This window comes from Streptomyces sp. NPDC086519 (assembly GCF_040686075.1).
Taxonomy (GTDB): domain Bacteria; phylum Actinomycetota; class Actinomycetes; order Streptomycetales; family Streptomycetaceae; genus Streptomyces; species Streptomyces shenzhenensis.
The window spans coordinates 229,002-245,352 of record NZ_JBFBJL010000003.1; the positions used below are offsets into that span (position 1 = coordinate 229,002).

Below are 16,351 nucleotides of genomic sequence, written 5' to 3' on the forward strand. Positions count from 1 at the left end.
CCCTGACGGGGCGCTGTCATGCAGGTGAGGAAAAAGGTCGTGCGTACTTCCATTGCCACCGTTTCGCTCAGTGGGTCTCTCACCGAAAAGCTCACCGCCGCCTCCCGAGCCGGGTTCGAAGGCGTCGAGATCTTTGAGAACGACCTGCTCGCCAGTCCGCTCCCGCCCCGCGAGATCCGCGCTCGCTGTGCCGACCTGGGGCTCTCCGTCGACCTCTACCAGCCCGTGCGGGACATCGAAGCAGTCCCCGCCGACGAGTTCGCGCGCAACCTCCGCCGTGCCCGGCACAAGTTCGCGCTGATGAGGGAGCTGGGGGCCGACACCGTTCTCGTCTGTTCCTCCGTTTCCCCGGCCGCGATCGACGACGACGGTCTCGCGGCCGAGCAGCTCGGCCACCTGGCGACGCTCGCCCAGGACTTCGGCATCCGCGTCGCCTACGAGGCGCTCGCCTGGGGGCGGCACGTCAGTACGTACGACCATGCCTGGCGGATCGTCGAGGCGGCCGGGCACCCCGCCCTCGGGACCTGCCTCGACAGCTTCCACATCCTCTCCCGGGGGTCCGATCCGAAGGGCATCGAGGACATCCCCGGCGAGAAGATCTTCTTCCTGCAACTGGCCGACGCCCCGCTTCTCGCCATGGACGTGCTCCAGTGGAGCCGTCACTACCGCTGCTTCCCGGGCCAGGGCGGGTTCGACGTGGCCGGGCTCGTCCGCCATGTGCTGCGGACCGGGTACGACGGGCCGCTCTCCCTCGAAGTCTTCAACGACGTCTTCCGGCAGGCCGAGGCCGGCCCGACCGCCGTCGACGCGCACCGCTCGCTGCTGGTGCTGCAAGAGGCCGTCGGAGTGGGGGAGTTGCCCCCGCCCGTCGTGCCGACGGGGATCGCGTTCGCCGAACTCGTCACCCCCGACGCCGAGCCGGTCTCGGCGCTGCTCGGCGCCCTCGGCTTCGCCCGGACCGCGCGTCATCGGAGCAAGCCCGTCGACCTGTGGGAACGCGGCGAGGCCCGGATCCTGCTCAACACCGGTCCCGCCGTCCGCCGCGACGGTACCGGGCTCGCCGCGATCGGCCTGGAGTCACCGGACCCGCGGGCCGCCGCCCGCCGGGCCGAGGCCCTGCTCGCCCCCGTGCTGCCCCGCCGCCGGGCCCCCGAGGACGTCCCGCTCGACGCGGTCGCCGCGCCCGACGGCACCGAACTGTTCTTCTGCGCCACCGGCCGCGACCCCGAACTCCCCGACTGGCGGGCCGACTTCGCCGAGGTGCCGTACGAGCCGGGGCCGTCGGCGGCGCGCATCGACCACCTCGCGCTCGTCCAGCCCTGGCACCAGTACGACGAGGCGACCCTCTTCCACCGCAGCGTCCTCGGCCTGCGTGCCCAGGAGAGCGTCGACGTCGCCGATCCCTACGGGCTGCTGCGCTCCCGCGCCGTCACCAACGCCGACGGCAGCGTCCGGATCGCCCTCGGGGTCGGCGCGGCACCGGCCGACGACACCCTGCACGCCCAGCACATCGCCCTGGCCGTCGAGGACGTGGTCGCCGCCGCCCGGGCCTTCCGTGCGGCCGGTGGCCGTCTGCTGCCCGTCCCCGCCAACTACCACGACGACCTCGCCGCCCGGTACGAGTTCGCCGACGGGGAGCTGGACACGTACCGCGACCTCGGCATCCTCTACGACCGCGACGCGGGCGGTGTCTTCCGGCACTGCTACACCCGGACGGTGGGCCGGGTGTTCTTCGAACTGGTCGAGCGGGATCCGGGGTATCGCGGATACGGCGCCCAGAACGCCCCGGTGCGGCTCGCGGCCCAGCACGCCGGGCGGTGAGGCACCGGCAGGGTTCAGGATTCTTAACGCTTCCATGACCGCCACTCACGAATATCCTGCATGTTCCTTGACATTCCGGACGTGACGTTCGCCGGGATCCAGTCGTCCTACAGGCCGTAGCACTCCGGGGCGTTCTGGAAGCCCTGGACACCGGGAGTCCTGGAGGCCGTCCGCGATGCCGAGCCCTGTCAGCGCCGAGCCGCTCGTCCGTGCCGGGGGGCCGCCGCCCTCACCGGCCCGGCCACGGAGCCGTACCCAGCGCTACGAGCGCCCGATCCTCGCCGGCATCGCCACCGTCGCCGCGCTGCTCTTCTTCTGGGGGATCTGGCACAGCGCGTACCACTCCTTCTACGCGAGCGCGGTGCGCAGCATGACCGACAACCCGGTCGCCTTCCTCTACGGCTCCTTCGACCCGGCTGGCTCCATCACCCTGGACAAGCTGCCCGGCTTCCTGTGGCCGCAGGCCCTGTCGGCGCTGGTCTTCGGCTTCCACCCGTGGTCCCTGGTGATCCCGCAGGCCGTGGAGGGCGTGGCCGCGGTGGTCCTGCTCCATGTGGTGGTACGGCGCTGGGCCGGCGTACCGGCCGGTCTGCTGGCCGCCGCCTTCCTCACGCTCACCCCGGTGACCGTGGGCCTCGGCCGGTCGGTCACCGAGGACGCGCCGTTCGTCCTGCTGTTGCTGCTGGCCGCCGAGGCCACCCAGCGGGCCACCGCCCGCGCCCGGCTGCGCACCCTCGTCCTGGCGGGCGTCTGGGTCGGGGTGGCCTTCCAGTGCAAGATGCTGGAGGCCTGGGCGGTGCTGCCCGCGCTGGCCGTGACGTACCTGGTGGCCGCTCCGACCACGGTGCGCCGCCGGATCCGGGACCTCGCCGTGTCCGGGGCGGTCATGCTGGCGGTGTCCCTGTCGTGGATGCTGGCCGCCGGTCTCACCCCGGCCGCCGACCGTCCCTACCTCGACGGCACGACCGACAACTCGCCGGTCGCGCTGGTCGTCGGCTACAACTTCCTGACCCGCTTCCAGGCGCTGGGCGTCGACGCGGCCGGCACCGGGAGCATCGTCGCCGCCCCGGCGCACGGCAGGGCCTCGGCGGGGATGGGGAACAGCGTCTGGAAGATGTTCAGCCCCGGCCTGGCCAGCCAGACGGGCTGGCTGTACCCGCTGGCGGCGCTGGGCCTGGCCGCCGGGCTGGTCACGCTGTGGCGCCGCCGCCCGCGGCGCACCGATCCCTTCCTGGCCGGGTACCTGCTGTGGGGCGTCTGGCTGGTGACGTTCTTCCTGGTCTTCAGCTTCGGCAGCGTGACCGGACACACCTACTACATGGGGGTGGTGGCGGTCGGTCTGTCGGCCCTGGCCGCGACGGCCGTGACCCGGGTGCGGCGCCGGGGCGTCCTGTGCGCCGTCCTCGCCGTCGACGTCGGCTGGTGCGCGGCCCTCACGCTGCACTACCCGGGCTTCTTCACCTGGTCGGCCGGCGTCGCCGCGGTCCTGGCCCTGCCGGCCCTGGTCCTCCTCGCCGTCGGCGGGTCACGTCCGCGCCGGGCCGCCCTGGCCGTCGCCCTCGCGGCCGTCCTGGTCGTCCCCGCCGTCTGGTCCGCGTCCGCGACCTCCCTGCGCTACAACCAGCCCGGCGGGTTCGGCCGGATCGGCCCGGGCAGCATCGCCACCCGCAACGGCGCCTCCGCCCTGAACCCGGCCCAGCGGCGCGTCCTCGCCTACCTCGTCGCCCACCGCGACGGCGCCCGTTACCTGGCCGCCGTGCCCCGCTGGCAGATGGCGGCACCGTACATCCTCTCGGACAACGCCTCCATCCTCCCCATCGGCGGCTTCACCGCGCGGGTGCCGTATCCCGCGCCCGGCACCTTCCACCACCTGATCGACACCGGCCGGCTCCACTACGTCCTGCTCTCCGCGGCCGACCTCACCCACCGGGCCCGGGGCGCGAAGACCCCGGGCCGGGCCCTGGTCCGCTGGGCCATCGGCCACTGCTCGCCGGTCCACGTCGCCCGCTACACCCTGTACCGCTGCGAGGCCGCCGGGCACGGACGCTGAGCAGGCCGAAGGCCCCGGACCACGCACGGGGCCTTCCAGGGCGGTGCGGATCAGCCGATCTCCGAGAACACGAAGGAGAACTCGGCCGGCTGGGCGTGCAGTTGGTACTGCGGCAGCACGCCCGGACCGCAGGACTGCGAACCGATGCCGTGCTGGCCGTGGTCCAGGTTGACCCACACGCCCGCGGCGGAGCCGCTCTCGGACGCGGTGCCCGGGGTGAGGTCGCTGCGGTGAGCGGCCGCGTCCAGCTGCTCGGTGGTCCAGCGACGGGCCGTGAACCAGAACTCCGGGTCGCCCTCGATCCGCAGCCCGCCGATCTCCGCCCAGCGGACGTCCGCGCGGGCGCCGTTCTCCTGCGGACGGACGTACGGCGTCTGCAGGTCGTCCACCGTCGACTGCCAACGGCCCACCATCGACGCCGACCTGGTGTCCGGATACGCCTCGCCCGGCCCGCCGCCGAACCACCGCACACGGTCGGCGGCCGACAGCCCGAAGCGGATCCCGAGCCGGGGCAGCGGCACCGTCCAGTCGCCGTCGGGGGTGACGGACACGGTGAGCCGGAGGCGGTCGCCGTCCGTGGTCCAGCGGTAGACGGTCACCAGCCCGAACTCCCAGGCGGCGGGTGCCACCCGGGTGCGCACGGTCAGGGCGTCGTCGGCCGGCTCCACCGCGTCCAGGCGGTGCCGCATGCGGTGCAGACCGAACTTGCGCCACAGCGCGCCGTAGCGGATGTCGCTCTGCCAGGCCGCGCCGTCGTCGTTGTCGGTCGTCGCCCGCCACACGTCCAGTCGCACTCCGGTCACCGGCACCGAACCGATGCCGCGCAGCGCGCCGCTACGGGCGTCGAAGACGGCCGGGCCCAGGGTGATCACCCCGTCGCCGGACACCACCGGTCCCGCGGCGGCGGCGAAGGCCGGCACCTGCCGCCCCGAGACGGGGATCTGCCCCCAGGCCACCACATGGCCGCGCGGCCCCCAGGCGGTGTCCGCCGCCAGCAGGGCGCGTACCGTCCACTGGGTCTCGCCGCTGCCGGTGGCGACGGGCGGCTCCGGCAGCTTCACCTCCGCCGACTCACCGGCCGCCAGGGCCGGTACGGCAAGACGGCCCGACTCGACGGTCTCGCCGCCGACCTGGTACGACCACTCGAAGTCCAGCGCGGTCAGATCGGCGAAGTCCTGCCTGTTGGTGACGCGGACGGTGGCGCCGTCGCCCTCGATGCGGACGGGCTCGATCACCTTCTTGTACTCCACCAGCCCCGGGGAGGGCCGCCGGTCGGGGAAGACCAGTCCGTCGCAGACGAAGTTCCCGTCGTGCAGCTCCTCGCCGAAGTCCCCGCCGTACGCGTAGCCGTAGCGGTCGTCCTTGATGCCGTGGTCGATCCACTCCCAGATGAAGCCGCCCTGGAGCCGGTCGTACGACTCGAAGATCCGCTGGTAGTCGGCGAGGCCACCGGGGCCGTTACCCATGGCGTGCCCGTACTCGCAGAGGATGAAGGGGAGTTCACGGCGCTTGTGGGTGCCTCCGTCCAGGCCCCGGCCGATCCGTTCGACCTCGGCGTGGTCGGCGTACATCCGCGAGTAGACGTCCGTGTCACGGCAGTCGATGTCACCCTCGTAGTGCACGAGCCGGGAGGCGTCCCGGCCGTGGATCCACTCGGCCATCGCGGTCAGGCCCCGGCCGGTGCCGGCCTCGTTGCCCAGGGACCAGATCACCACCGACGGATGGTTCTTGTCGCGCTCGACCATCCGGGCGGCCCGGTCGAGCAGCGCCGGGGTCCAGCGGTCGTCGTCGACCGGGTTGTCCCGCCAGGCCTGCTCGGTGAAGCCGTGGGTCTCCAGGTCGCACTCGTCGATCACCCACAGGCCGTACTCGTCGCACAGGTCGAGGAAGGCCGGGTGGGGCGGGTAGTGGGAGGTGCGGACCGCGTTGATGTTGTGCCGCTTCATCAGCAGCACGTCCGCCCGCATGGTCTCCAGGTCGAGGGCGCGCCCGTGCTCCGGGTGCCACTCGTGCCGGTTGACACCCTTGAAAAGGACCGCCTTCCCGTTGACCTTGATCAGCCCGTCGGCCAGTTCCACCGTCCGGAAGCCGATGCGCAACGGCACCCGCTCGCCCTCGGTGGCCAGCACCCCGCTGTACAGCCTCGGGGTCTCGGCCGTCCACGCCTCGACCGGGACGGCCGCCGGCTCGCCGGTGGCGATGTCGATGCCCAGCTCCGGTACCGTGACCCGGCCGTCCACGTCGGAGTCGACGCGCAGCGTGCCCGCGCCGGTGACATGGTCGTAGGAGGCGTGCACGAAGAAGTCCAGGGCGCTGCCGGCCGGGCGGTGCAGCAGCGTCACGTCCCGGAAGATGCCCGGCAGCCACCACTGGTCCTGGTCCTCCAGATACGAGCCGGCCGACCACTGGTGGACGCGGACGGCGAGCACGTTCCCGGCCGGCAGCAGCAGATGGCCGACGGCGAACTCGTGCGGCAGCCGGGAGCCCTTGAACTCGCCGATGTCCGTGCCGTTCAGCCACACCCGGGCGCAGGACTCGACACCGTCGAAGCGCAGGACCGCCCCGCCGTCCGCCACGTCCCAGCCGTCGGGCAGGTCGAAGAACCGCAGGTGATCACCGGTGGGGTTCTCGGTCGGGACCCTGGGCGGATCGACCGGGAACGGGTAGAGGTGGTTCGTGTAGATCGGCGCGCCGTGCCCCTGGAGCACCCAGTGCCCCGGGACCGAGACCTCCGCCCAGCCGTCGGCGTCGTACCCCGGCTCGGCGAACGAGTCGTCCTCGGCGTCCGCCGTCGGCGACAGCCTGAAGCGCCAACTGCCGTTCAAGGAGAGGGACATGGCGTCCGAGGCCGGGTACCAGGCGCGGGGCGGCAGGGCCCCGGAGCCCGGTGAGACGTCCTCGACGTGGTCGACAGCCGTGGCAGAGCGGAAAGACATCGGTCTCCAGGTCTTTCGAGGCGGGTCAGCCCTTGATGCCGGTCTGCGCGATCCCCTGGACCAGCCAGCGCTGGAGGAAGAGGAAGACGAACACCAGGGGCAGGATGGAGATGGCGGTGGCCATGAAGATCAGGTGGAAGTTGACGGTCTGGTTGGTCATGAAGGAGGAGAGTGCGATCTGCACGGTCCAGGAGCTCGGGTCCTGGCCGATGACGAGCGGCCACAGGAAGGAGTTCCAGGCGCTGATGAAGGTGATCGTGGCGATCGCCGCGAAGAAGTTCAGCGAGTTGGGTACGACGATCCGCCAGTACGCGCCCCAGTAGCCGAGCCCGTCCACGCGTGCCGCCTCCTCCAGTTCCTTCGGGAATCCGAGGAAGTACTGCCGGAAAAGGAAGCAGGTGAAACCACTGAACAGGCCGGGGATGATCAGGCCACGGTAGGTGTCCACCCAGCCGAGGGACGAGACCAGTACGAAGCTGGGCACGAAGGTGACGGCCGTGGGGACCATCAGGGTCGCCAGGACCGCGTAGAAGACCTTGTCGGCGTGCTGGTACGGGATGCGGGCCAGGCCGTACCCGGCCAGCGAGCAGACCAGGAGCGTGCCGAACGTGGTGAGGACGGCGACGACCAGCGAGTTCACCATGGAACGGCCGAACTCGACCGTGGGGTCGTTGAACAGCTCGGAGATGTTGCCCCACTGGAAGGAGGGCAGCAGCTTCCAGTTCTCGCCCGTGATCTCCAGGTCCGTGGAGAGGGCGTTGCGGACGATCAGGTAGAAGGGGATAAGGAAGAGCAGCGCGGCGACGCCGACGGCGACGTACAGCCCCGTGTTGCCGAGGACGCCCCCGCCCTTCCTGCGCCGTTTGCCGGCCTGAGATGTGGTGGTCACTTGGACTCGTCCCCCCTTCCGAAGCCCATGAACCTGCCCTGGATCAGGGTGACGAGGCAGATGAGCAGTGACAGGATGACCGCGCCGGCGCTGCCGGCACCGTAGTCCTGGCTGGTGCCGAGGGCGGTCTTGTAGAGCTCCATGAGCGGTGTCTGGGCCCAGGTCGCCTTCTGTCCGACGATGTTGAAGAACTCGTCGAACGCCTGGTAGGCGGCGATGAGCAGCAGCAGGATCACCGCGGTCGAAGTGGCGCGCAGCTGGGGCAGCGTGATGTGCCGGAAGGTCTGCCAGCCCGGTTTGGCGCCGTCGATGGCGGCGGCCTCGTACAGTTCGGCCGGGATGTTCTGGAGCGCCGCCAGGAACAGGATCATGTAGAAGCCCGACTGGATCCACAGCCGCAGGGTCACGATGACCAGCCAGTACCAGGGCGGAGTGGGGTTGGACATCCATGCGACGGTGTCGGCGCCGAACCAGCCGATGACCGTGTTCGCGAGTCCGAAGCGGACGCCGCTGAAGATGGACATCTTCCAGATCAGGGCGGCGGCCACATACGACACGGCGGTCGGCAGGAAGAACACCGACCGGAAGAACGCCCTCATGAACCGCAGCTGGTTCACGAGCAGCGCGAGCCCGAGCGACAGCGCCCAGGTGGTGGGCACGATGAACGCGGCGAACACGGTGAACGTCAGCAGCGAGTCGGGGAAACCGCTGTTGGTCAGGATCTGCCTGTAGTTGTCGAAGCCGATGAAATGGCTCGGCGTGACGGTGTAGCGGGCGTCGAAGAAGCTGAGCCAGATGCTCCAGCCGATCGGCACGATGACGAAGATCGCCAGGCCGACGAGGAAGGGCCCGGTGAAGAGCCAGAAGTTCACGGTCGGGTTGCCGCGCAGGCTCCGCCGCGGCCGGGCCGGGGAGGCCTTGGCCGGGGCGGGCTGGGCGACCCCGCGTGTGGTGGTGGTCGACATGTCGTGGTCTTCCCGGCGGCTTATCCGAACAGCTTCTTCAGCTCGACGTTGACCTTCTTGTCGCAGGTGTCGAGCGCCGCCTCGGGGTCGCCGTTCTTACGGACGGAGGACGCGATCACGTCGGCGAACGCGGTCTGCATGGTCTGGTCGTAGGCGATGTTGTCGAAGTGGCCGTAGTCAGTGAAGAGCTTGATGCCCTCGGCGGCCAGACCGGACTTGAGCTTGGTGGCACCGCTGGCGATCGAGGTGCGCGGCGGGATGTGGAAGCCGTACGACGTGGCCCAGTCCTCCTGGTACTGCTTCTGGTCGATCCACAGCCACTTGACGTACTCCTTGGCCGCGTCGACGTTCTTGCCCTTGGCGTTGACGAAGATCGACCAGCCGCCGTTGTAGACGGACAGCTTGCCCGCGCTGCCGATCTTCGGGAACGGGAAGATGCCGAGATCGTCGCCGAGGGCCTTCTGCATGGCCGGCATGGACCACATGCCGCCCCACTGGATGGCGCACAGGCCCTGGTTGAGCGAGGACGGGTCCCAGAAGTCGGTCGGGGCGTCGAGGAGCACGTTGCCGCTGGTGAACAGGGTCCGGAGCTGCTTGAGTCCCTGGACGACGCCGTCCGTGTGGTAGGCGATCTCGTGCTTGTCGTTGATGGTGTCGGCGCCGGCGGACCAGATGATGGGGTTCTGGATCGCGCTGAAGTCGTTGCCGAGGAAGACGCCCTTGACCTTGCTGGTGGTGAGCTTGGCTGCGGCCTCCAGCAGTTCGTCGAGCGTGGTCGGCACGTCGACCTTGGCCTTCTCCAGCATCGACTTGCGGTAGTAGAAGAACTGCGGGTCGTCGATCATCCGGATCCCGTAGATCTTCCCGTCGACCGTGTGGGAGTTGATGTCGTTCGGGTTGAAGTCGTCCTTGACGGGGTCGATGATGTCGCTCAGGTCCGCCACCTGACCGCTCTTGACGAGCTGCAGCTGCGGGTGGAACTCGAAGACGTCGGGGGCCTTGCTGGTGAGCAGGGCCGCGAAGAGCGCGGACTCGAAGTTGTTGCCCGTGATCCAGTTGGTGCTCACATCGGCCTTCTTGTAGGCCGCCGCGTACCGCTTGAGAGCCTGCTCCGTCCCCGCCTCGCCGTACGCGTGGAAGTACTGGGTGAGCTGGGTGCCCGACCCGCTGCCCCCGCCCCTGCCGTTGTTGCTGCCGCACGCGGCCAGCGTGCCGGCGGCGGCCATGCCCGCTGCCGCCCGGAAGAGAGACCGGCGGGACCAGTTGTTGTTGCTGAGTGCCGACATGCTGACGTCCTTGTCTGTCGAGTGCGGCTGTGCCTCTACGGCCCGTGGGACCTCGGAACCAGATGGCTGAAATTGCGTTGCGGAGCGGGACGTTAACCTTCGGCTAACACTTCGGCAAGAGGTTGGACGAAGTCTGCGCGAAACGTTGCACCTGGTTCGGGATGGCGAACAGAGCGGAACGCGCGACGAGTTGAGGGCCGCCGCGTCAGGGGGTGGCCGGCGGCCCTCGGTCCGGGTGGTGCGGTGCGGTTACCGCCTGGTCCAGGCCTCGTTGGTGCCGCTGTTGCAGCTGTAGAGGATCACTTTGCTGCCGTCGGCGGTGGCCTGTCCGCTGACGTCCAGGCACTTGCCGGACGCCTCGCTGAGGATCTGCCCGTTGGCGTTCAGCAGCCAGCGCTGGCTCGCGTCACCGGTGTAGCCGGCGGTGGCCGTCAGGCCGGAACCCGACGCCGTCAGATAGCCGTTCGCGCCCTTCAGGGTGCCCTTCGCGTCGTACGACCACGACTGGTCCGCCGCGCCCGTGCAGGTGGCGATGGCGGCCCCGGAGGCGTCCGCGGTCAGGCACTTGCCGGACTGCCTGCCCGCCAGCGCGCCGGTCACGGCCGAACTGCCGCGGCCCTTCTGGTCGAAGACGTACGTCGTGATCGAACGGGCCGCCAGGGTCGCGGAGACGGTCCCCCCGCTCACCGACGGCTCGGCGACCTCGGCCCAGTCCTCGGTGGCCGACGTCCGCACCGCCTCCCTAACCCGTTTCGGCGTCGCGTTGTTGAAGTGCAGACTCAGCGGGGTGTCGGTCGTGTTGTGGTTGTTGACCACGACCACCCACTGACCGCCGCTGTCGTACGCCGACACCTCGACCCCGTCCGGCGCGCCGGTCACGTCGTGCGCGACCGAGCCCGGTTCGACGAACTTGCTGTACTGGCCGAGCGCGTAGTACCGCTTGGTGAAGTACAGCGTCTGGTTGCCGTCCGTCGCGTAGTCGGGGTCGTAGTAGATCAGGCCGTCGTTCCAGCCGGCGTCGTTCTTCGCGTACGGGTCGGTGCCGTAGCCGCTGGCCAGCGCCGTCCACCACTGGAAGGCCGAGTCGTGGGCGCTCGCGAAGTCCTTGTAGATGATCCGGGACATCAGCAGGGCGTTGTCGATGGACGGGTCGTACTCCTGGTTCCAGCCCGTCGAGCCCTTGCCGAAGCAGCAGATCTCCGAGGCCCAGGACTTCTGGCCGACCGTCCTCGACGTCTCGTAGACGTTGCCGAGCTGGCCGTCGCTGGGATTGTTGTAGGTGTGGTGCGCCAGCGCGGACACGTACTGCGCGGTGTCCGGCTGCGAGATCCACTGCGGGAGTTCGGAGACGAACTGGGTCGTCTGGCTGGACTCGTCGGCGATGATCGAGGTCTGCTGGTGCCGGGCGCGCTGCTCGGCGCCGAGCGCCCGCACGATGTCGTCGCGCTGGTCGACGGTGACCTGCATGCCCTCCTGGCCGCACGAACCGAAGTCGTTGTCCGGTTCGTTGAAGGGGCTGATGTAGTCCAGCCGCACGCCCTGGCGGGCGAAGTGGTCGGTGACGTCGGCGATGTAGTCCGCGTAGTCGGTCTCGTTCTCCGCCTTCAACCGGCCGCCGCAGCTCTGCCCGTTGGTGGTCCACTGCGCGGGCGCGCTGTTGACGAAGCCGATCAGGTCCCCGACGCCGTACTTCGCGGCGTACGTGAGGAACGTCCGACCGCCCTTGTCCCTGCTCCAGTCGTACGAGCCGTCGGGGTTCAGGAAGTCCTCGGCGGCGCGCGCCGGGGTGGTGACCGCCGCCCCGCCACCGCCGATGTTGTAGCGGTACGCGCTGAGGTCCAGGCCCTGCTCGGAGAAGAGCAGCTTCGCCACTCGGGCCTGGACCTTGGGGGAGAAGTGCTGGAGGTCGTTGACCCACCAGGCGCCCGAGGCGCCGATGTCGTCGATGGTCTGGGCGGCGTGCGGGGACACCTCGGCGGCCACGGTGGTGCCGGAGGCGGCCGAGGAGGGCGGGGCGGATATCAGGGGTCCGGCGACGGCCAGTGCGGCTGCGGCCGTCAGGAGGACCGATCTGCTGCGGTGCGGGTGAGACACGTGCATCCCTTCCGTCGTCATGAAGGCGGTGCGGTACGGCTCCTTGCGGGGGTGGTGCGTTTCGGTGTCCTCTGTCCCACGGCCTGCAGGGCGCCCTCCAGCGCGAACGTGGCCGCGCCCAGGCAGACCGGGTCGGTGGGGACGGGGGAGAGGACGATCTCGGTGGCGGCGAACGGCCGCCGCAGCGCGTGCCGCCGGACGGCCTCGCGCACTTCGTCGAGCAGCGGTTCGCCCAGCTTCCTGGCGACCCAGCTGCTGAGCACGACCACTTCGGGGTTGAACAGGTTCACCAGGTCCGCGATGCCCGCCCCCAGATAACGGGCCGTGTCGCGGACCACCTTGACGGCCACCGGGTCGCCCGCGGCCACCCCGTGGGCCAGGGCGTCGATGGTCGCCGTCTGGTCCTCGGGGTGCAGCAGCGTGCTGCGCGCGCTGAGTTCGCGCAGGTTGAGCATGATGCCGGGGGCGCCGACGTACGTCTCGACGCAGCCGTGGTTGCCGCAGTGGCACAGCCGCCCGTCCAGCACCAGCGTCGTGTGCCCCCACTCCCCGGCGCTGTTGCTCACCCCGCGATACAGCCCGCCGCCCAGTACCAGCCCGGCGCCGACCCCGGTGCCGAGGTTCACCACCACGGCGTCCTCGCGACCGCGCGCCGCCCCGAACCACAGCTCCGCCACCGCGCTCGCGCGCAGCGGGTTGTCCAGGTGGAGCGGGTAGGCGATGTGCTCGGCGAGCAGGTCCAGCAGCGGCACGTCGTGCCAGTCCCAGTTGGGCGCGTACTCGGCGATGCCGGTGGCCCGGTCCACCTGCCCCGGCACGCTCACCCCGGCCCCCAGCACCCGCGCGCCCTCGACACCGGCCTGGGCGACCACCGAGCCGACCGCGGTGGCCACATGGGCGACCGTCTGCTCGGGGCGGCTCTCACCGGGGCGCATGTCCTCCACCGCGCGGGCCAGCACGTTCAGTCCCAGGTCGAACAGCTCCACCCGGACGTACGTCTCCGCCATGTCGACGCCGATCAGCGCGCCCCCCGAGGAGTTGACCGCCACGAGACCCCGGGGGCGGCCGCCCGCGGAGTCCTCGAAGCCCACCTCGGTGATCATCCGGAGGTCGAGCAGTTCGCCGACGAGGGTGGCCACCGTGGCCACGCTCAGCCCGGTCGCGGCCGCCAGGGTCTGCCGTGAGGTGGGGGACTGGGCGATGATCTGGCGCAGCACCTCGTAGCGGTTCGCGGTGCGGATGTCACGCGATGTGCGCTTCACGCGGCTGCCCCTCCCATCCCGTCACGGCCCGGCCGGGGCGGACGAGGGCACCGGCGCCGCGTCAGGCTATGGGCTTCGCGCTCCTTTCGACAAGGGGTTAGGAAATGGGCCGTAGAAACAGGGTTCACCCGCTGGGTGCCGACGCGGCCGCGGCCGGCCGGAGGGGGTCGGGTACGTGCCGCTGACGTTCGCCGCCCTCGCGCCCCAGTACCCCTCCGTGGTCGTGGGCGACGACCACGAGCCGACCGGGTTCTTCGACACCGCTGCCCATCTGGTCAGCACGCTGACGGCCAAGTACAGCATCGACAGCGACCGGCTGTACTGCACCGGGCAGTCCACGGGCGCGATGATGACCCCCGGTCTGAACATCAGGTACCCCGACCTGTTCGCGGCCTCGTGGGTCGTCGCCGGTCAGTGGCCGGCCGCCCAGGCCGCGCCGCGGGCCGGGAAGAACCTCTGGGTCACCGTCTCACCGGGCGACACCAAGGCCTGTCCCGGCGAAAACGCGATCATGTCGGTCACCGAGAAGGCGGGCACCGAGGTCGCTCGCGCTGTCTGGGACGGCCGGTCGACCGCGGCGCTTCGCCGCGGACGTCACGGCGACGGCGGCGAGGAAGAGGACGGTCAACTACGCCACGTTCCTCAAGGGATCCCGCCCTAACCGGGCAACAGGCGAAGAACGCGAACGCCGTCGAGCACGACTCGCCCCGGCCGATCGCCTGCACGATCGAGGGCATCCGGGAGTGGATCTTCCAGCAGCGCAGGTGACGTCTGCGGCAGCGGCCGCCGGCCGGATCGCTCGACACCCGGAGTCCGCCTGACAACCGGAGCCGAAAAAGGGCTCGGGTCGCGCGGGCGGCACGTCACCACGGTGCCCCGAAACCCGAACCCCTCCGTCCCGACTTCCCTGTCACGCCATCTTGTTCCACTCGGCGATCACGGGCCGGCCGTGCTCGGTGGACAGCCGGCTGACCGTCCCGGTCGCCAGCTGGAACAGCCTGCCCTCGGCGGCCGGCAGACCCAGGCGGCGCGCGGTCAGCACGCGCAGGAAGTGGGCGTGGGCCACCAGGATCACGTCGCCTGTGCCGGTGGTGAGCGCGCTCTCCAGCCTGCCGAGCACCCGGTCGGCCCGCTCGCCGATCTGCTCCGGTGACTCGCCGGGGTGGCCCTCCGGGCCCGGCGGGACGCCGTCGGTCCACAGGTACCAGTCGGGCCGGGAGCGGTGGATCTCCGCCGTGGTGACGCCCTCGTAGCCGCCGTAGTCCCATTCGTGCAGGTCGGGTTCGGGCGTCACCCCGGTCAGACCGGCCAGTTCGGCCGTGCGTATCGCGCGGCCCAGCGGGCTGGACAGCGCCAGTGCGTAGGTCCGGCCGGTGAGGAGCGGAGCGAGGGACTTGGCCTGTTCCTCGCCGTGCTGGGTGAGGGGCAGGTCGGTCCAGCTGGTGTGCTGGCCCGACAGGCTCCACTCCGTCTCACCGTGGCGGACCAGGAGAAGGTCCCCCACCGCGCACTACTCCTTCGACTCGACGGCGTGGCCGCCGAACTGGTTGCGCAGCGCCGCGATCATCTTCATCTGCGGGGAGTCGTCCTGGCGGGACGCGAACCGGGCGAAGAGGGAGGCCGTGATCGCCGGCAGCGGCACCGCGTTGTGGATGGCCGCCTCGACGGTCCAGCGGCCCTCGCCGGAGTCCTCCGCGAACCCCTTCAGCTTGTCCAGGTGCTCGTCGTCGTCCAGGGCGTTGACCGCGAGGTCGAGCAGCCAGGAGCGGATGACGGTGCCCTCCTGCCAGGAGCGGAAGACCTCGCGGACGTTGTCCACGGACTTGACCTTCTCCAGAAGCTCCCAGCCCTCCGCGTACGCCTGCATCATGGCGTACTCGATGCCGTTGTGGACCATCTTGGAGAAGTGCCCGGCGCCGACCCTGCCGGCGTGGACATAGCCGTACGGGCCCTCCGGCTTGAGCGCCTCGAAGATCGGCTCCAGCCGCTCCACGTGCTGCTTGTCGCCGCCGACCATCAGGGCGTAGCCGTTCTGCAGGCCCCACACCCCGCCGGAGACACCGGCGTCGACAAAGCCGATGCCCTTGATGCCGAGTTCGGCGGCGTGCTTCTCGTCGTCCGTCCAGCGGGAGTTGCCGCCGTCGACCACCGTGTCGCCCTCGGACAGCAGGTCCTTGAGCTCGTCGACGACGGACTGCGTGGCGTGGCCGGCCGGGACCATCACCCACACCGTGCGCGGGGCGTCGAGCTTCTCGACCAGTTCCTCAAGGGACTTGACGTCGGAGACGTCCGGGTTGCGGTCGTAGCCGATGACGGTGTGGCCGGCGCGGCGGATGCGCTCGCGCATGTTGCCGCCCATCTTGCCGAGGCCGATGAGTCCGAGCTGCATGTCAGTCACTTCCCAATCGTGCGGTACGTCGAGACCAGAGCGGTGGTGGACGCGTCGAGGCCGGGTACCTCGGCGCCCTCGGTCAGGGCGGGCTCGATGCGCTTGGCGAGCACCTTGCCCAGTTCCACGCCCCACTGGTCGAAGGAGTCGATGTTCCAGATCGCGCCCTGCACGAAGACCTTGTGCTCGTAGAGGGCGATGAGCTGGCCGAGGACCGACGGGGTCAGCTCGCGGGCCAGGATCGTGGTGGTGGGGTGGTTGCCCTGGAAGGTGCGGTGCGCCACCTGCTCCTCGGCCACGCCCTCGGCGCGGACCTCGTCGGCGGTCTTGCCGAAGGCCAGCGCCTGGGTCTGGGCGAAGAAGTTCGCCATCAGCAGGTCGTGCTGCGCCCTGAGTTCGCCGCTGAGCTCGGCGACGGGCTCGGCGAAGCCGATGAAGTCCGCCGGGATCAGCTTGGTGCCCTGGTGGATCAACTGGTAGTAGGCGTGCTGGCCGTTGGTGCCCGGCGTGCCCCACACGACCGGGCCGGTCTGCCAGTGCACCGGACGGCCCTCCCGGTCCACCGACTTGCCGTTGGACTCCATGTCCAGCTGCTGGAGGTAGGCGGTGAACTTGGAGAGGTAGTGCGAGTACGGCAGCACCGCGTGCGACTGGGCGTC

11 protein-coding genes and 1 pseudogene are annotated in these 16,351 nt (G+C 70.3%); 3 read left to right on the plus strand and 9 right to left on the minus strand.

Translation table 11 applies throughout. From position 1 onward, the window contains the following. The first annotated feature begins 39 nt into the window (after positions 1 to 39). Both AB0P24_RS05660 and AB0P24_RS05665 read left to right on the plus strand, forming a co-directional pair. Positions 40 to 1,821 (plus strand): TIM barrel protein, encoded by a 1,782-nt coding sequence (locus tag AB0P24_RS05660; protein WP_365790930.1) that lies wholly within the window; start codon positions 40 to 42, stop codon positions 1,819 to 1,821. A 175-nt stretch (positions 1,822 to 1,996) separates the two neighbouring features. Further along, entirely contained in the window at positions 1,997 to 3,871 is a 1,875-nt protein-coding gene (locus AB0P24_RS05665) for a glycosyltransferase family 39 protein (protein WP_365790931.1), read from the plus strand. A gap of 50 nt (positions 3,872 to 3,921) precedes the next feature. Here the strand turns inward: AB0P24_RS05665 and AB0P24_RS05670 are convergent, their stop codons facing one another. The 6 genes from AB0P24_RS05670 to AB0P24_RS05695 all read right to left on the minus strand — a co-directional run bounded on the left by AB0P24_RS05670 (position 3,922) and on the right by AB0P24_RS05695 (position 13,303). Then, positions 3,922 to 6,807, minus strand: coding sequence for a glycoside hydrolase family 2 TIM barrel-domain containing protein (locus tag AB0P24_RS05670; protein ID WP_365790932.1), 2,886 nt, complete (start codon positions 6,805 to 6,807; stop codon positions 3,922 to 3,924). A gap of 25 nt (positions 6,808 to 6,832) precedes the next feature. Beyond that, positions 6,833 to 7,696, minus strand: coding sequence for a carbohydrate ABC transporter permease (locus AB0P24_RS05675; protein WP_365790933.1), 864 nt, complete (start codon positions 7,694 to 7,696; stop codon positions 6,833 to 6,835). Beyond that, positions 7,693 to 8,661 carry a sugar ABC transporter permease gene (locus AB0P24_RS05680; RefSeq protein WP_365790934.1) on the minus strand — a complete coding sequence of 323 codons (969 nt, stop codon included), beginning with the start codon at positions 8,659 to 8,661 and terminating at the stop codon, positions 7,693 to 7,695. Before AB0P24_RS05680 ends, AB0P24_RS05675 begins: the two co-directional genes overlap by 4 nt. A 20-nt stretch (positions 8,662 to 8,681) precedes the next feature. Further along, positions 8,682 to 9,947 carry an extracellular solute-binding protein gene (locus tag AB0P24_RS05685; RefSeq protein ID WP_365790935.1) on the minus strand — a complete coding sequence of 422 codons (1,266 nt, stop codon included), beginning with the start codon at positions 9,945 to 9,947 and terminating at the stop codon, positions 8,682 to 8,684. A gap of 249 nt (positions 9,948 to 10,196) precedes the next feature. Further along, the gene (locus AB0P24_RS05690; protein WP_365790936.1) at positions 10,197 to 12,047 is read right to left on the minus strand and encodes a glycoside hydrolase; all 1,851 of its coding nucleotides are present in this window, start codon (positions 12,045 to 12,047) and stop codon (positions 10,197 to 10,199) included. An 11-nt stretch (positions 12,048 to 12,058) separates the two neighbouring features. After that, on the minus strand, positions 12,059 to 13,303 hold the full coding sequence (locus AB0P24_RS05695) for an ROK family protein (protein WP_365790937.1): 1,245 nt from the start codon (positions 13,301 to 13,303) through the stop codon (positions 12,059 to 12,061). Between the two features lie 175 nt (positions 13,304 to 13,478). On the opposite strand from AB0P24_RS05695, the gene AB0P24_RS05700 reads away from it, so the two are divergent. Continuing rightward, positions 13,479 to 13,964 carry a PHB depolymerase family esterase gene (locus tag AB0P24_RS05700; RefSeq protein WP_365790938.1) on the plus strand — a complete coding sequence of 162 codons (486 nt, stop codon included), beginning with the start codon at positions 13,479 to 13,481 and terminating at the stop codon, positions 13,962 to 13,964. Positions 13,965 to 14,213: 249 nt separating this feature from the next. Here AB0P24_RS05700 and AB0P24_RS05705 read toward each other — a convergent pair whose 3' ends face one another. The 3 genes and pseudogenes from AB0P24_RS05705 to AB0P24_RS05715 form a co-directional block, all read right to left on the minus strand. Then, entirely contained in the window at positions 14,214 to 14,807 is a 594-nt protein-coding gene (locus AB0P24_RS05705; protein ID WP_365790939.1) for a histidine phosphatase family protein, read from the minus strand. Between the two features lie 6 nt (positions 14,808 to 14,813). Continuing rightward, the gene (gnd, locus tag AB0P24_RS05710) at positions 14,814 to 15,692 is read right to left on the minus strand and encodes a phosphogluconate dehydrogenase (NAD(+)-dependent, decarboxylating) (RefSeq protein WP_365790943.1); all 879 of its coding nucleotides are present in this window, start codon (positions 15,690 to 15,692) and stop codon (positions 14,814 to 14,816) included. Between the two features lie 5 nt (positions 15,693 to 15,697). Further along, positions 15,698 to 16,351 (minus strand): annotated as a pseudogene (locus AB0P24_RS05715) (glucose-6-phosphate isomerase); the annotation flags it as partial.